A 15,312-nucleotide genomic window follows, 5' to 3' on the forward strand; every position below is an offset into this window, starting at 1 on the left:
GGTCGAGACGTTTCCCGAGGGAATGCGCCACTTTCTGACCTGCTATCCGTTCGACGGGCGCCACGCGCACACGACTCTGGCCATGCTGCTCACCCGCCGGCTGGACCGGCTCGGCATCGGACCGCTGGGGTTTGTCTGCAGTGACTATTCAATGGCCATCTGGTCGCTGCGCCCCATGGACGGGCTCGACCTCGACGCCCTGTTCGAGGAGGACATGCTGGGCGACGACCTCGAGGCCTGGCTGGACGAGAGCTTCCTGATGAAGCGCGCGTTCAAGGGCTGCGCCCTGATCTCCGGGCTGATCGAGCGGCGGATGCCCGGGCTGGAGAAATCCGGACGGCAGGTGACCTTCTCGACGGACCTGATCTACGACGTGCTGCGCCGCCACCAGCCGGATCACCTGCTGCTGCGGTGCGCCCGCGAGGACGCCGCCACCGGCCTGGTGGACGTGGCCCGCCTGGGGCAGCTGCTGGCCCGCATCAAGGGCAAGATCCGCCATGCGGCCCTGGATCACCTGTCGCCCTTCTCCGTCCCCATCCTGCTGGAGATCGGCAAGGAGCGGACGCCGGGCCAGGCCGGCGAGATGATCCTGGCCGAGGCCGAGGGCGACCTGATCGCCGAGGCCCTGGCATGAGCGCCTTGGCCGAGACCCGCCACGTCTATGCCTGGGGGCCCAGTTCCTGCGGCGGGCTGCGCACCACGCTGTCGGGCGCCGCGGTGACCTTTCGCGCCAGCGGCGCCCTGTGGATCGAGGCGCAGGCCATGCTGGTGGTGGCCGACCTGCACCTGGAGAAGGGCAGCGCCTACGCGGCCCGGGGCCAGATGCTGCCCCCCTACGACACCCGCGACACCCTCAAGCGTCTGACCGCCGAGGTCGCGGCGACGCAGGCATCCGCCGTGGTGCTGCTGGGGGACACCTTCCACGACCGCGCCTCGGAGGACCGGCTGGCCGGGGACGACGCCGAGCAGCTGCGCGCCCTGGCAGGCCTGACCCGCCTGATCTGGGTGATCGGCAACCACGACGCCGACGGACCCCGCGCCCTGCCCGGCGAGGTGGCCGACGAACTGAGCGTGGCCGGCCTGCTGCTGCGGCATGAACCCCAAGGCGGGCTGCAGCCCGGCGAGGTGGCCGGCCACCTGCATCCCTGCGCCAAGGTCACCGCCTCGCGCGGCACGGTGCGGCGGCGCTGTTTCGTCACTGACGGCGAGCGGCTGGTGGTCCCGGCCTTCGGCGCCTATGCGGGCGGTCTCAACATTCGCGACCAGGCCTTCGCCGGCCTCTTCGCACGCGATCCCCTGTGCGGGGCCCTCGGATCGGGCCGGGTGCATGCGGTGGGCTGGCGATCCGTCGTCGGGGACTGATCCCCTGGAGCTGTTCCCGTTTCGAATGAGTCGAAACGGGGCTCCAGAGTCCTGACTTGGTCGCTCTTCCTGATCGCCTGACTTGATCCCAAGTCAGGCGGGAAACGCTCTAGAGTTTCATCGCCTGTTCCAGGGCCATGGCCAGGGACACCGAGGCCCCCAGGGTCAGCACCGTCATCAGCCGCGGATAGCGGGCCGGCACGTCGGGGGCGGTCTGGTCGAACAGCCACTGGACGATGAAGGCGCCCATCAGGCCGGTGATGATCCAGGAGGTCGGGATATCGCCACGGGCGACGATCAGGCCAAAGCCCACGATGGGCGAGATGATCGAGCCTGCCAGCCTCTGCCAGCGGGGAGTCTCCAGGCTGGTCTCCAGTCCCCAGCGGATGCCCCCCAGGAAGCCCAGCATGATCGCCGACCAGGCCAGCAGGACGTTCAGGGCGTGCCCCGACCAACTCGCCGGGCCATAGGCGTAGATGATCGCCGAGATCGGGAAGGCCGAGAGACCGACCAGGGCGATGGCCCACATGGGCTTGGGCGCGGAGGTCTCGGCGTCCATCAGGCGTCAGTTCCTCCGGAAGGTGACCGAGGCGGCCCAGCCCGCGCCGAGCGCCAGGGCCATTGAAACCAGGCCATATAACCATGGGCTACGATGGGCGAAGAGGTAAAGGGTTCGCTCCACCCCCGCCTTCTCCACCGTCAGGGTGCGGACCTTGCGCGACACCGGTTGGCCGTCCTGGAAGAGGATGATCTCGGCCTGGTAGGTTCCGATGGGGGCTTCGGTGGGCAGATCGATCTCGGCCTTGAACAGGCCCTTGTCGACGAAGGTCACGCCGCGATCGTTGGCGTCATAGAGGCTCGCGGCCTCCTTCAGGCGCACCACCGCCCTGCGCCAGTCCAGATAGTCGCCCCCCAGCCGGCTCACCACCACGTCGCGGACGCCGTAGCGGGTCTCGATGCGCTCCTCGAAGGGGGCGTTGATGGCCAGGTGGTCGATGCCCGCGCCCAGCCGGCGCAGGGTCCCGAAGCCGGCGATCTGATCGAGCGGCCGGGTGGAGGCCGTGATGTAGAAGCCGGGCGCGCCGCGGAACACCACCGGGCGGCTGTTGACCCAGACCCCGGCCACCTTGGTCTTGCGCGCGATGCGGATCGGCTGCTCGGGGCCGCGCACGATCACCACCACATCGCTGGGCTTGGTGGTGGGATCGAAGACCGCGCCATAGAGGACGATGCGGGCGCCGTGGAAGCCCGAGGTCACCCGCACCCGGGTGGCGGTGAGCGCCGCCGAGACCGCCGCCGGCGAGGCGGTGAGCTGGGGGGCCGTGGGGGACGGGATGTCGAGCGCCATCAGCCGGCTCCCGTCATCAGGACGAAGGCCTCGTCCGGGGTGAAGAACAGGCCCAGCCCCATGCGCAGCCCCACCAGCAGCACGATCAGCGCCAGCAGGGCGCGAAGCTCCTCGGCCCGGAACCGCGAGGAGGCCTTGGCGCCGAGTTGGGCGCCCAGGACCCCGCCCACCAGCAGCAAGGTGGCCAGCACGATGTCGACGGTCTGGTTGCGGCCGGCCTGCAGCACCCCGGTGAGCGAGGTGGTGATGATAATCTGGAACAGGCTGGTGCCCACCACCACCCCGGCTGGCATCCGCAGGATGTAGACCATGGCCGGGACCAGGATGAAGCCGCCCCCCACCCCCATGATCGCCGAGAGCACCCCCACGAAGACCCCCAGCAGGATCGGCGGGATGACGCTGATGTAGAGGCGCGAGCGCGGGAAGCGCATCTTCAGGGGCAGGCCATAGAGCCAGGGCGGGCGGCGGTCGCCCCGCGGCTTGGGGGGCTGGCCGCTGCGGCGGCGCAGGATCGCCTGCAGCGACTCCACCAGCATCAGGCCGCCGATGACGCCCAGGAAGATCAGATAGGAGAGCGCGACCACCAGGTCGGCCTGGCCCAGCAGGCGCAACCAGCGGAAGATCTCGACCCCGACGATGGAGCCCGCCGCACCGCCGGCCGCCAGGATGCCGCCCATCCGGAAGTCCACCGCCCGCTTGCGGGTATAGGAGATCACGCTGGAGGTTGAGGAGGCGGCCACGTGATTGGCCATGCTGGCCACGGCGACCGCGGGGGGAATGCCCATCAGCACCAGGACCGGCGTCATCAGGAAGCCGCCGCCGATGCCGAACAGGCCCGAGATGAAGCCGACGAGCGCGCCGAGCGCCACCAGGAGCGGAGCATTGACCGAGACTTCGGCGATGGGAAGGTAGAGGTCCACGGTCGCCCCTTATCGCGCCCAGACTAAAAGATTTAGAGCCGGATTCAGGCCTCAAGATGAAGCCGGCCGGCTCTAGGCTCTCATCGGGTGAAGACGGAAAGCCTGGAAACCGTCGTCGGATCGAGCTGGCCGGTGGGCGACATGCCTTGGTCGCGTTGGTAGGCGGCCACCGCCAGCTTCAGGGCGCCGGACGCACTGCCGTCGGTGGGCCCCTGATAGTAGCCGAGTCGCGAGAGGGCGCGTTGGGCGGTGATCACGGTGGGGGACGCCGCGCCCACGGCGGCGGTGGCGGTCGGCGCCACCGAGGGATTGGGCTGGGCGGCGCGGAAGGCCGCCGCGGCGCGCTCGGCCACGGTGCGGGCGTCCGGAGTCAGGCCAGAGGCCACCCGCTGGGCGCTGGAGCGGGCCTCGCCGTCGCCGGTGCGGGCGGCGATCAGGTACCACTTGTAGGATTCCGCCGCGTTCTGGCTGACCCCCAGGCCCTGCTCGTAGAGGGCGGCGAGGTTGTACTGGCTGTCCACCAGACCAAGGTCGGCGGCGCGGCGGAACCACTGGGCCGCCGTGGTGGAGTTCTTCGGCCCGCCGGCGCCGGAGATGTAGGAGATCCCCAGGTTGTGCATCGCCTTGGGGTCGCCCCCCTCGGCCGCCCGCTCGGTCCAGCGGCGGGCCTCGATGAGGTCCTTCTTCACCCCGCCCGTGCCGTTCTCATAGAGCTTGGCCAGGTAGAACTGGGCCGGCGCGTGGCCGAGATTGGCCACGGTCTTGAGCTGATCCAAGCCGCCCGGCTGCTTGGCCTCGACGGCCGCCGCGGCGGCGGCGAAGCGCTGGGCCAGATCGGCCGCCGGCGGGGTTCCGGGCGCGATGGGTTGGGGAGACAGCGCGATGGCCACCCGAGGGCCGTCGCCGAAGGGCGTCGTGTCGGCCTCCGGCGCCATGATCTCCTCGGAGCGGCCGCCGTTCAGGGAGGCCAGGGCGTCGGCCACCCGCTTGGGCGGGGCGCCGCCGGGCTTGCCGTCCATCAGCATGAAGCTGGCGGTGGCCAGGCTCAGGCAGGCCGCGCCGCCCACCACCATCAGGGCGGTCTGCAGGGAAGACCCGGCGCGGCGCTTTGGCCGGGCGCCGAAGCTCGCGAACAGCGAGGTTCCGGGCTCCTTGGCGACCTTTTCGGCCTTGGCCTTCTTTTCCCTGGCCGGTTTGATCCGCTTGGCCTTGCCGTCGTTCTGCACCGCGGCGCGGGCGGCGGCGCGGGCCTGCTCGATCACCTCGCGGGTCGACAGCGGACGGCCGGGTTCCGGTGCCGCCACGGTGTTGGAGCCCAGGGGCTCCTCGTAGATCTCGGGCGGCTCTTCGTCTTCGGAGAGGTCCTCGCCGATGGGGGCGAAGCCGTCGGCGGCCTCGAAATCCTCGGCGTCGAAGGCGGGGCGCTCGGCCTCCCCCAGGAAGGGCTGGCCAGGGAAGCCGGCGGGGGCGTCCGGGCCGGTCTCCGGCGGGGCGAAGGCCTGGCGCGCCAGGGGATCGGCGGAAGGTTCGGCGGGCCCGAAGCTCGGGAAGGGATCGGGACCGAAGGGCGACAGGGGCTCGGGCGCGACGACCGGCGCCCGCACGACCGGGGCGGCGGCCACCTGTTCCGACAGCCGGCGGTGAGACTCGCCCAGGCGCGCGTCGATCTTCTCGCGCGCTTCCTCCAGCATGCGGGCGGTGCGTTCCTCGCTCTGGCGGATGCGCTCCACCAGGTCGTCGGAGGCGCGCTCGCTGCGCTGATTCATGCGCTCGGTGACGCGGGCCACCTGTTCGCCGACATCGTCGATGGCCTGGGCCGAGCGGCGCTCGGCGTTGGCGATGCGTTCGGAGAGCTTCTCGGTGATCCGGCCGATCTCGGCGCCCAGGCGCTCCAGGGCCTCGGCGTGGACGCTGTCGGTGCGCCCGAGCTTGGTCTCCATGGCCTGGGCGATCCGGGCCACCTCGCCGCCCACCGTTTCGATGGCGTCGGCGCTGCGGTGCTCGGTCGCCTGGACCCGGCGATTGAGGTTGTCGGCCACGGTCAGGACCTCCCGGCCCATCTTCTCGATGGCCTGGGCCGAACGCTGCTCGGCCAGGCGGACATGATCGCTCATCTCGGCCAGCTTGCGCTCCATGCGGTCGAAACGACCCTCGGCCGAGACCTGGAGCTTCTGGGCGATCTCGCCGCGGGCGGCGTCGACCCGGCGGGTGAGGTTGGCGGCCAGTTCCTCCAGCCGCTTGTCGATGGCCGGTGAGGCGCCGCCCTCCACCACCCGGATGCGACCGTCGAGGTTGGAGAAGGCGTCCTTCAGACCCTCCATGGCCGCGGCGGTGCGGGACTCGGCGTCGGCCAAGCGGTCGCCGACCCGGGTGACCACCTCCTCGATCAGGGTCGTGGGATCGCCGCCGCCGCGGGACTCGACCTCGTTCACCCGCTCGCGCAGGGCGGTCAGGGTCTCGCGGGTGCGGTTCTCGCCTTCGTAGAGATGGTTGGCGACCTTGCCGAGCGCCTGCTCCAGGGCCCGAAGCGCCTCGGCCGACCGGGGGCCGGCGGCCTCCTGCTCGACCCGGCGGATGCGCTCGGCCAGGCGGGCCTGCTCGGTCTTGGTCTCGTCGACGGCGCCCTCGAAGCGCGCGGCCACGGCGACGTTCTCACGCTCGGCCAGTTCTATGCGCGACAGGGCCTCGCGGACGGAGTGCTCCACAGCGGAGATGGCCAGGCCGGCGCGGCCCTCGGAATGCTCGATGCGATCGGTCAGGCGGTCGAGCGCCATGGTGACGCGGCCGATCTCGTCGGCAGGGTGCTCGGGCGCCTCGTAACGGCTGGCGGGTTCGGGGACTGGCGGCGCCTGGGGCCGGGGGACCTCGGCGCGGGGCGGCTCGACATAGACAGGCTCGGCGCGCGGGGCTTCGGTGAGGAAGGCTTCGGGCCGGACAGGCTGGTGGTCCTGGCTCTGACGTTCGGTGAAATAGGTTTCGGAGGTGACTTCCTCGGGACCCTCGTCCTCGAGGATCATCCGGTTCAGCCATTCACCCAGAGTCATGCCGGAGCGCCGGGCGAGGTCCTTGGCGACCTCCCGGGCTTTGGGGTCGATCCCTTTGACGCTCCATGGCGTCCCCGAGCTCATACCGAATCGTTCTCCAAAGGATCGACTTCGGACGCTAGCTACCGATCCTTGGGGTGTAAACGCGACGTTAACGCTAGATATAGCGTCGGGAACGATTGGCTGTGGATGAACTTCGCGCCCGGGGAACCCAGGCGGGGCCGGGGATGGCGTCGTTCCGAAGGTCAAGTCGCGAAGCGACTTTGCGGTGGCCGCCTGCCTGCGCTACGCCGTCGCACATGACGCTTCCCGTGACCCTCGGACTGATCGCCGCGGCCGTGGCCATCGCGCTCCTCGCCGGCTGGCGCGGCGCACAGCCGCCCAATCCGCTCAAGGGCGTGCGCATGGCGCCCCATCGCCTGATCATGGTGACGGCGGCGGCGGCGGCCCTGATCCTGCTGGTCCACCTGGTGAACCTGCTGGGGGTGACCACCGGGCGCTAGGTCAGGCGGCCATCGAAGGCGCCTCGGGCTCCTCGGCCTTCTTCGGGCGTTTGGCGAGGCCGGCCACCCCACCGGAGGAGAGCAGGCCTACATCGGCCAGCAGCAGGGGGATGGCCCACTTGCGCGGGGCGGCGATGTAGCGGGGCTGCCAGACCGGGTCGTACTTGTCCTTGTACCGGCGCACGCCCTGGAAGTTGTAGATCTCCTCGGCGTGCTCAAAGAACAGGTTTCCGACCCGCGACATCACCGGGGCTAGGGGCCGGTCTTCCAGCCCCGCCAAGGGGGCCATGCCGAACTCGACGGCCTGGTAGCCCTGGGCGCGGCCCCACTCGATCAGCTCGACGAACAGATAGTCCATGATGCGCTTGGGCGCCGCGGGACCGTAGCGCATCAGGTCCATGGAGAAGGACGTCTTGGCCGCCGTGGTCCAGAGCGTGGCGAAGGCGACGACGGCGCCGTTGAACCGGACCACCGCCACGGGGAACTCCGAGACATAGCCCGGGTGGAAACCGCCCATGGAGAAGCCCTTGTCGCCTCCGGCGTGGTCGGCCAGCCAGCTGTCGGAGATCGCGGCCAGGGCCGGGATAATGTCGCTGATCTCGTGCGGAGGCAGGACCTCGAAGGTGGCGCCTTCCTCGGCGGCCTTCCGCCAGGCGCGACGCAGATTGCCCCGCTTGGTGCCCTCGATGCGGAAGGTGTCCAGGGGCACCGCGGCGGTTTCGCCCACCTTCTGGATGGAGAAGCCCAGCTCCACCACATCGGGAAGGTGCTCGGCGCCGATGCCGTAGATGCCGGGCCGGGCGGCGTGGGCGTCGGCCAGCTCCCGGAACCGCCAGAGGAGTTCGAGCTGCTCGTCGCGCCGGCCCACGGGAGCGCCCAGGGCGATCCAGGAGCGTCCGCGGACCCCGAACATCAGGAAGCTGTCGCCGCTGGCCGAGAACAGGAACCGCTTGTCCCCCAGCAGGGCGACGTTCGAGCCGGGCTCGGCCACCTCCGCACGCGCCAGGATATGACGCACCCGCTGGAAGTCGCGATCGGCCTCCCCCACCACCGGAGGCGTGGCCGCCGTGGCCACCATCCGCCACAGGCCGAAGGCGAAGAGGGCGATGGCGGCGCCGGCCCAGGCGCGGATCGAGCGGGCGGCGTCGGCGTCCACCATCATCCGCCAGAAGGGCTGGTCGGCGTAGTCGGCGTGCTGGAAGGACCACAGGCCCAGCAGCCCCGCCCCCATCAGGGCGGCGAAGGCCGAGGCCAGCCAGCCCGGAGTGATCTCCATGCGCGACAGACGCGCCGTGCGGGGGAAGGCCCGGCCGAACGGCAGCAGCAGGAAGGCGAGCCCCACCAGGAGCGCCGTCTCCTCCCAGACAAAGCCCTTCAGCAGGGAGAGCGGCGCGGCCAGCAGCAGGGCGCCCATGGTCGCGCCCCAGGCCGCTCCCAGCCGGGCGCGCAATCCGAAGGCCAGCATGACCAGGGTCAGACCCAGAATGGAGGAGAGGAAGTGGCTGACCTCGATCAGATAGACCGGCGTCACCTGATAGAGGCGCAGGAAGCGGTCGGGGACCGAGGGCGTGGCGCCCGAGGCCACCAGCATCACGCCGGCCGCCAGGGTCAGAACCGCGCCGATGAAGGGGGCGACCGCGAAGGCCGCCGGCTTCAGTTCTCGCCAGAATCTCATTCGCGGTCCGTGTGACGCCAAAAGGCCGGCCGCCATCATAGCCGAATTTTGAGCTTTAGGCCGGGTCAAACAAGCGTTTCGTTCCTTGCTCTTGAGGGCCCCGACGCTAATGTGGAGGGGCGAAAAGCTTGAGACCTCGGGAGGATTCCATGGCCGACTTCGGCGGCGGCGACATCGACGCGTTCCGCAAGGACGTCCGCGCCTGGCTGGAGGCCAACTATCCGGCCGAGCTGCGCGATCCCAAGGCCAAGACCGATCCGGAAGCCGTCTGGGGCGGCCGCGCCTTCGCCGGCGGCGACGATCCCCAGGCCGTCTGGACCAAGCGCATGGGCGAGAAGGGCTGGACCACCCCCACCTGGCCCAAGGAATACGGCGGCGGCGGTCTTTCTCCGCAGGAAGCCCGCGTCCTGGACCAGGAGCTGGCCGCCGGCCGCTATCGTCCCGGCGTCCTGGCCTTCGGCATCTGGATGCTCGGCCCAGTCCTGCTGGAATACGGCAGCGAGGAGCAGAAGAAGACCTTCCTGCCCCCCATCGTCCGCGGTGAGATCCGCTGGTGCCAGGGCTATTCCGAGCCGGGCGCCGGCTCCGACCTCGCCAGCCTCGCCACCCGCTGCGAGGACAAGGGCGACCACTGGCTGATTAACGGCCAAAAGGTGTGGACGAGCTACGCCGACAAGGCCGACTGGTGTTTCTGTCTGGTGCGGACCGATACGAGCAAGAAGCATGAGGGGATCAGCTTCGTGCTGATCGACATGGCGACGCCGGGGGTCGAGACGCGGCCTATCCAGTTGATTTCAGGGGAGAGTCCGTTCTGCGAGACCTTCTTCACGGACGTGAAGATCCCCAAGGGCCAGCTGGTGGGCAAGGTCAATGGCGGGTGGGAGATCGCCAAGCGGTTGCTGCAGTACGAGCGGCAGAACATCTCGGGCGGATTTGGTGGCGGCGGCGGCGCGGGTGGGTCGGCAGCGGATCTGCCGGTGGTGGCCAAGAGCTACAACGGGACCGATGACACCGGTAGACTGGCAGACAGCGACCTGCGCCAGCGGATCACCCGCAACGAGATGGATTTCCGCTCGCTGCGGATGACCATCGCGCGGACGGCGGCGGAGGCCAGGGCCAGCAATGGGCCCAGCGCGGCCACCTCCATCATCAAGTTCGCGGCGGCCGAGTTCGCCAAGGAGCGGTCGGAACTGATGGTGGAGTCCATGGGCCACCAGGGCCTGGGCTGGGCGGGCGACGATTACACGCCCGGCGAGCTGACGGCCACTCATGGCTGGCTGCGCTCCAAGGGCAATTCCATCGAGGGCGGCACCACCGAGGTGAACATCAATGTGGTGGCCAAGCGGGTGCTGGGCCTGCCCGATCCGAAGTAGAGGTTACCGGCGCCGCTCAATTTCCGGGCGGTGTCCTTCTTTCGATTTGAACGACTGATTTTCAGAAGGCGATTTTCCCATGGCTGACTTCGGCGGCGAGGACACCACCGCATTCCGCGCGGAGGCCAAGGCTTGGCTCGACGCGAACTTCCCGCAGTCCCTGAAGAAGAACCCGGCGGCCCAGCTCGCCGCGGCGATGGGCGGGACCGAGAGCCCCGACGCCAAGGCCTGGCGCCAGGCCATGGGCGCCAAGGGCTGGGGCACGCCGACCTGGCCGGCCCAGTACGGCGGCGGCGGCCTGAGCCGCGCGGAAGCCCGGGTGCTGGCCGAGGAGATGGCCAAGATCGGCGCCCGCAACCCCATCGGCGGCATGGGGGTGATGATGTTCGGCCCCACCCTGGTGGAGTACGGGACCGAGGAGTTGAAGCGCCAGCACCTGCCCGGGATCATCAAGGGCGAGGTCCGCTGGTGCCAGGGCTATTCCGAGCCGGGCGCCGGTTCCGACCTGGCGGGTCTTCAAACCCGGGCCGAGGACAAGGGCGACTACTGGCTGGTAAATGGTTCAAAAATTTGGACTTCTGGCGCAAATCTGGCCGACTGGTGCTTCTGCCTGGTGCGTACCGACACTTCAAAGAAGCATGAGGGCATCAGCTTCCTGCTGATCGACATGAAGACGCCGGGCGTCGAGGTCCGGCCGATCCGGCTGATCAACGGCACCTCGCCGTTCTGCGAGACCTTCTTCACGGACGTGAAGGTCCCCAAGGATCAGCTGTTCGGGCCGCTGAACGGCGGCTGGACGGTGGCCAAGCGACTGCTGCAGTTCGAGCGCGACAACATCTCGGCGGGTCTCGGCGGCGGCAATCTGGGCGCGGCCCAGGCGACCATGACCGTCAACGAAGCGGCCAAGCACTACATCGGCGTCGATGACACCGGTCGCCTGGCCGACACCGACCTGCGCCGCCGGATCACCGAGCACCTGATGGAGACCAGAGCCTTCCAGCTGACGGTGCGCCGGGCGGCCGACGAGGCCAAGTCCAACCAGGGGCCCTCCTCGGCCACCTCGATCATGAAATACGCCGGCGCCAAGATCGCCCAGGACCGCAACGAGCTGATGGTCGAGGCCATGGGCGCGGGCGGCCTGGGCTGGGAGGGCGAGGGCTTCGAGGGCAATGAACTGGCCACGGTGCGCGCCTGGCTGCGCTCCAAGGGCAACTCCATCGAGGGCGGCACCTCGGAGATCAATCTCAACGTGGTCTCCAAGCGCGTGCTGGGTTTACCGGACCCCAAGTAGGGGGACTCCGAACGGGCGTATTTTGTGTTATACTGATAGCTAAGAATTTGAATTTAAGGGAGAATTTTCATGGCAGATTTCGGAGGCGCTGATCTCGACGCTTTCCGCGCCGATGCGCGCGAATGGCTCGAGGCGAATTTCCCCAAGTCCCTGAGCAAGAATGTCGACGCTCAGCAGGCGGCTCTGATGAGCCCCGACAAGCCCACCGGCGACTTCGCCGCGTGGAAGGAGGCCATGGGCGCCAAGGGCTGGGGCGTTCCCACCTGGCCGGCGGCCTATGGCGGCGGCGGCCTGTCCCCCGCCGAGGCCCGCGTGCTGCAGGCCGAGATGGCCAAGATCGGCGCGGTCAACCCGATCGGCGGCATGGGCGTGGGCATGTTCGGCCCGACCCTGCTGGAATACGGGACCGAGGACCAGAAGCGCAAGTATATCCCTGACATCGTCACCGGCAAGGTCAGGTGGTGCCAAGGTTTCAGCGAGCCGGGCGCCGGTTCTGATCTGGCCTCCCTGCAGACGAAAGCTGAAGACAAGGGCGACCATTTCTTGGTGAATGGGTCGAAGATCTGGACGAGCGGCGGCCAATACGCCGACATGATCTTCTGCCTGGTCCGCACCGACAACACCAAGAAGCACGAAGGCATTTCCTTCGTGGTGTTCGAGATGCACCAGCCGGGCGTCGAGGTCCGTCCGATCCGCCTGATCGCCGGCTCCTCGCCCTTCTGCGAGACCTTCTTCACCGACGTGAAGGTGCCCAAGGAAAACCTGGTGGGTCCGCTGAACGGCGGCTGGACGGTGGCCAAGCGGCTGCTGCAGCACGAGCGCTCGGGCATGAACGGCGGCCGCGCCGGCCCGGTGGCCGAACCGGCCCTCGGCGTGGTGGCCAAGAAGTATGTGGGCGAGGACAGCCAGGGCCGCCTGGCCGACAGCGACCTGCGCACCCGCATCATCATGAACGAGATGGACAAGAAGGCGCTCGCGCTCACCGTCCGTCGCGCGGCCCTGGAGGCCAAGGGCAATTCCGGCCCCTCGGCGGCGACCTCGATCATGAAGAACGCCAACATGAAGGCCATGCAGGACCGGGCCGAGCTGACGCTCGAGTTCATGGGCCACCAGGGCCTGGGCTGGGAAGGCGCCGACTTCACGGCCGAGGAACTGGCCGCGGTGCGCGGCTGGCTGTCGGGCAAGGCGGGCTCGATCTATGGCGGCTCCAACGAGGTGCAGAGCAACATCATCTCCAAGCGGATTCTGGGGCTGCCTGACCTTACGCAAAGCCATTAGAGTGGGGTCATGTCGCCATCCGCGATGACGCGCGTCCGCCGTCCTTCTCCCCCTGCGGGAGAAGGTGGCCCTGCGGAGCAGGGTCGGATGAGGGGTTTCCCAGACCTCTCGGAAAGGCCGGGCGCAGCTCTCGTCGAGGGTCGCGCGACCCCTCATCCGTCGGGCCTCGGCCCGACACCTTCTCCCGCAAGGGGAGAAGGGCAACGAGTTTCTAGAGACCTGATTTTCAAGGAGACTTTTTAGATGGCAGACTTTGGCGGCGGCGACCTGGACGCCCTGCGCAACGAGGCCAAGGAGTGGATCGCGGCGAACTTCCCCGCGGGCCTCAAGGGCGCTCCGAACCCGATGATGCGGGAGGAGCGCTCCAAGCCCTCCCCCGAACAGGAAGCCTGGCGCAAGGCCATGGGCGAAAAGGGTTGGGGCGTCCCCACCTGGCCCAAGGCCTATGGCGGCGGCGGCCTGTCCCCGGCCGAGGCCCGCGTGATCCAGCAGGAGCTGGGCCGCGCCGGGGCCTATAACCCCATCGGCGGCATGGGCGTCATGATGTTCGGCCCGACCCTGCTGGAATACGGCACGGAAGAGCAGAAGCAGGAGCACATCCCGCCGATCGTCCGCGGCGACCTGCAATGGTGCCAGGGCTTCTCCGAGCCGGGCGCCGGCTCCGACCTGGCAAGTCTTCAGTGCAAGGCTGAAGACAAGGGTGACCATTTCGTCATCAACGGCCAGAAGATCTGGACGAGCGGCGCACAATTCGCCGACTGGTGTTTCTGTCTGGTCCGCACGGATACTTCGAAGAAGCATGAAGGCATCTCCTTCGTGCTGTTCACGATGCATCAGAAGGGCGTCGAAGTCCGCCCAATTCCTCTGATCGCTGGCAACTCTCCTTTCTGCGAGACCTTCTTCACCGACGCGATCGCCGACAAGAAGAACCTGGTGGGCCCGCTGAACGGCGGCTGGACCATCGCCAAGCGGCTGCTGCAGCATGAGCGCTCCGGCCTCAGCGGCGCCGGCGGCGGCGGCTTTGGCATGGGCGGCCGCGGCGTCGTGCAGATGGCCAAGGACTATGTGGGGGTCGATGAGACCGGCCGCCTGTCCGACAGCGACCTGCGCACCCGCCTGATCCTCAACGAGATGGAGGGTCGCGCCTTCCAGCAGACCGCCGTGCGCTCCATGATGGAATCCCGCTCGAACTCGGGTCCGTCCTCGGCGACCTCGATCATGAAGAACGCCGGCACCCACTGGATGCAGCAGCGCGCCGAACTGACCCTGGAGATCATGGGTCACCAGGGCCTGGGCTGGGAGGGCGACGACTTCACCGCCGAAGAGCTGATGGCCGTTCGCGGCTGGCTCGGCGGCAAGGCCACCACCATCTATGGCGGGTCGCAGGAGGTGCAGAGCAACATCATCTCCAAGCGCATCCTGGGCCTGCCGGACCTGACGCAGAACAACGGATGCGGTGCTCTTCCTAACGTCATCCCGGACGGCCGCCAGGCCGATCCGGGACCCAGGGGCCCGAGCAATCCCCCCTGGGTCCCGGCTCTCCGCTTCGCTTCGGCCGGGATGACGTGGGAGGGGACCCGCTTCCAAAGACAAACCAACTTTCGAGATTCAATAGGGAATTATTTGAAATGGCCGTTCTGAACGAAGAACAGAGCATGCTCCGCGACGCCGCGAAGAGCTGGACCCAGGAAAAGAGCCCGGTCACCGCCTTCCGCAAGATGCGCGATAGCGGTGTGGACATCGGCTACGACGCCAATGCCTGGAACGAGATGGCCGAGATGGGCTGGGCCGGGGTGATCATCCCCGAGGAATACGGCGGGTCCGACTTCGGCTACCTGTCCATCGGCCTGATCCTGGAAGAGCTGGGCCGCACGCTGACCGCCTCCCCGCTGCTGGTCTCCGCCGTCGGCGCGGCCTCGGCCCTGGTGCTGGGCGGCTCCGACGCCCAGAAGTCCGAGTGGCTGCCGAAGATCGCCGAGGGGACCGCCGTCGGCGCGCTCGCCGTCGATGAAGGCGCCCACCACAACCCCGCCAAGGTCGACACCACCTTCGCCGGCGGCAAGATCACCGGCAAGAAGAGCTTCGTGCTGGAAGGCTTCAAGGCCGACGTGCTGATCGTCTCGGCCAAGGGCCCGGACGGCGTCGGCCTCTACCTGGTCCGTGGCGATGACGCCGGCGTCAGCCGCACCCGTCTGGCCCTGGCCGACAGCCGCGGCGCGGCCAACATCGAGTTCAAGGGCGCGGCCGCCGAGCCCCTGACCGGTGGCGCCGAGCTGGTGGAAAAGGTCCTCGACCGCGTCCGCGCCGCCCTGTCGGCCGAGATGCTGGGCGCCGCCGTCCAGGCCTTCGAAGTGACCCTGGACTACCTCAAGGTCCGCGTGCAGTTCGGCCAGGTCATCGGCTCCTTCCAGGCCCTGCAGCACCGCGCCGCCAAGATGTTCACCGATCTGGAACTGGCCCGCTCGGCCGTCGAAGCCGCCCTCCAGGCGATCGACGCCGGCACCCCCGACGTGCCGGA

The 15,312-nt window shown here is 68.8% G+C and carries 12 protein-coding genes and 1 pseudogene; 8 read left to right on the plus strand and 5 right to left on the minus strand.

Annotated elements, in window-relative coordinates; all coding sequences use genetic code 11:
* Together Q7T09_RS03675 and pdeM are read left to right on the plus strand one after the other, a co-directional pair.
* Window positions 1-634: pseudogene (locus Q7T09_RS03675) on the plus strand (DNA ligase-associated DEXH box helicase); the annotation flags it as partial.
* The gene (gene pdeM, locus Q7T09_RS03680) at window positions 631-1,362 is read left to right on the plus strand and encodes a ligase-associated DNA damage response endonuclease PdeM (protein ID WP_304697716.1); all 732 of its coding nucleotides are present in this window, start codon (window positions 631-633) and stop codon (window positions 1,360-1,362) included. The pseudogene Q7T09_RS03675 and the gene pdeM, both read left to right, overlap by 4 nt.
* 109 nt (window positions 1,363-1,471) lie before the next feature.
* Here the strand turns inward: pdeM and Q7T09_RS03685 are convergent, their stop codons facing one another.
* The 4 genes from Q7T09_RS03685 to Q7T09_RS03700 all read right to left on the minus strand — a co-directional run bounded on the left by Q7T09_RS03685 (window position 1,472) and on the right by Q7T09_RS03700 (window position 6,674).
* Window positions 1,472-1,921 (minus strand): DUF3429 domain-containing protein, encoded by a 450-nt coding sequence (locus tag Q7T09_RS03685; protein ID WP_304697717.1) that lies wholly within the window; start codon window positions 1,919-1,921, stop codon window positions 1,472-1,474.
* Window positions 1,922-1,927: 6 nt separating this feature from the next.
* On the minus strand, window positions 1,928-2,710 hold the full coding sequence (locus Q7T09_RS03690; RefSeq protein ID WP_304697718.1) for a TIGR02186 family protein: 783 nt from the start codon (window positions 2,708-2,710) through the stop codon (window positions 1,928-1,930).
* Window positions 2,710-3,630: a sulfite exporter TauE/SafE family protein gene (locus Q7T09_RS03695; protein WP_304697720.1), complete on the minus strand. Its 921-nt coding sequence runs from the start codon at window positions 3,628-3,630 to the stop codon at window positions 2,710-2,712. Before Q7T09_RS03695 ends, Q7T09_RS03690 begins: the two co-directional genes overlap by 1 nt.
* Before the next feature lie 80 nt (window positions 3,631-3,710).
* A complete protein-coding gene (locus Q7T09_RS03700) occupies window positions 3,711-6,674 on the minus strand; it encodes a peptidoglycan-binding protein (protein WP_304697721.1) in 2,964 nt (987 codons plus the stop codon).
* Window positions 6,675-6,985: 311 nt separating this feature from the next.
* On the opposite strand from Q7T09_RS03700, the gene Q7T09_RS03705 reads away from it, so the two are divergent.
* Window positions 6,986-7,177, plus strand: a complete 192-nt coding sequence (locus tag Q7T09_RS03705) for a hypothetical protein (protein ID WP_304697722.1) — start codon at window positions 6,986-6,988, stop codon at window positions 7,175-7,177.
* 1 nt (window position 7,178) lies between these two features.
* Here Q7T09_RS03705 and Q7T09_RS03710 read toward each other — a convergent pair whose 3' ends face one another.
* Complete coding sequence (locus Q7T09_RS03710; protein WP_304697723.1) at window positions 7,179-8,852, minus strand: bifunctional lysylphosphatidylglycerol flippase/synthetase MprF; 1,674 nt, start codon at window positions 8,850-8,852, stop codon at window positions 7,179-7,181.
* A gap of 149 nt (window positions 8,853-9,001) precedes the next feature.
* Between Q7T09_RS03710 and Q7T09_RS03715 the strand changes: the two genes are divergently transcribed.
* The 5 genes from Q7T09_RS03715 to Q7T09_RS03735 all read left to right on the plus strand — a co-directional run.
* Window positions 9,002-10,225: an acyl-CoA dehydrogenase family protein gene (locus Q7T09_RS03715; protein WP_304697724.1), complete on the plus strand. Its 1,224-nt coding sequence runs from the start codon at window positions 9,002-9,004 to the stop codon at window positions 10,223-10,225.
* A 79-nt stretch (window positions 10,226-10,304) separates the two neighbouring features.
* Window positions 10,305-11,516, plus strand: coding sequence for an acyl-CoA dehydrogenase family protein (locus Q7T09_RS03720; protein WP_304697725.1), 1,212 nt, complete (start codon window positions 10,305-10,307; stop codon window positions 11,514-11,516).
* 69 nt (window positions 11,517-11,585) lie between these two features.
* Entirely contained in the window at window positions 11,586-12,794 is a 1,209-nt protein-coding gene (locus tag Q7T09_RS03725; protein WP_304697727.1) for an acyl-CoA dehydrogenase family protein, read from the plus strand.
* Window positions 12,795-13,037: 243 nt separating this feature from the next.
* A complete protein-coding gene (locus Q7T09_RS03730) occupies window positions 13,038-14,435 on the plus strand; it encodes an acyl-CoA dehydrogenase family protein (RefSeq protein WP_304697728.1) in 1,398 nt (465 codons plus the stop codon).
* 14 nt (window positions 14,436-14,449) lie between these two features.
* On the plus strand, window positions 14,450-15,312 hold an 863-nt coding region (locus tag Q7T09_RS03735), incomplete at its 3' end, for an acyl-CoA dehydrogenase family protein (RefSeq protein WP_304697729.1).

This window comes from Phenylobacterium sp., from assembly GCF_030645195.1.
In the GTDB taxonomy this organism is placed as follows: domain Bacteria; phylum Pseudomonadota; class Alphaproteobacteria; order Caulobacterales; family Caulobacteraceae; genus Phenylobacterium.

Bases quoted from the DNA above. Each gene is read 5' to 3' on its own strand.
- Q7T09_RS03700 (WP_304697721.1), bottom strand. From the start codon at position 6,674: ATGACTCTGGGTGAATGGCTGAACCGGATGATCCTCGAGGACGAGGGT.
- Q7T09_RS03685 (WP_304697717.1), bottom strand. From the start codon at position 1,921: ATGGACGCCGAGACCTCCGCGCCCAAGCCCATGTGGGCCATCGCCCTG.
- Q7T09_RS03730 (WP_304697728.1), top strand. From the start codon at position 13,038: ATGGCAGACTTTGGCGGCGGCGACCTGGACGCCCTGCGCAACGAGGCC.
- pdeM (WP_304697716.1), top strand. From the start codon at position 631: ATGAGCGCCTTGGCCGAGACCCGCCACGTCTATGCCTGGGGGCCCAGT.
- Q7T09_RS03725 (WP_304697727.1), top strand. From the start codon at position 11,586: ATGGCAGATTTCGGAGGCGCTGATCTCGACGCTTTCCGCGCCGATGCG.
- Q7T09_RS03715 (WP_304697724.1), top strand. From the start codon at position 9,002: ATGGCCGACTTCGGCGGCGGCGACATCGACGCGTTCCGCAAGGACGTC.
- Q7T09_RS03690 (WP_304697718.1), bottom strand. From the start codon at position 2,710: ATGGCGCTCGACATCCCGTCCCCCACGGCCCCCCAGCTCACCGCCTCG.
- Q7T09_RS03710 (WP_304697723.1), bottom strand. From the start codon at position 8,852: ATGAGATTCTGGCGAGAACTGAAGCCGGCGGCCTTCGCGGTCGCCCCC.
- Q7T09_RS03720 (WP_304697725.1), top strand. From the start codon at position 10,305: ATGGCTGACTTCGGCGGCGAGGACACCACCGCATTCCGCGCGGAGGCC.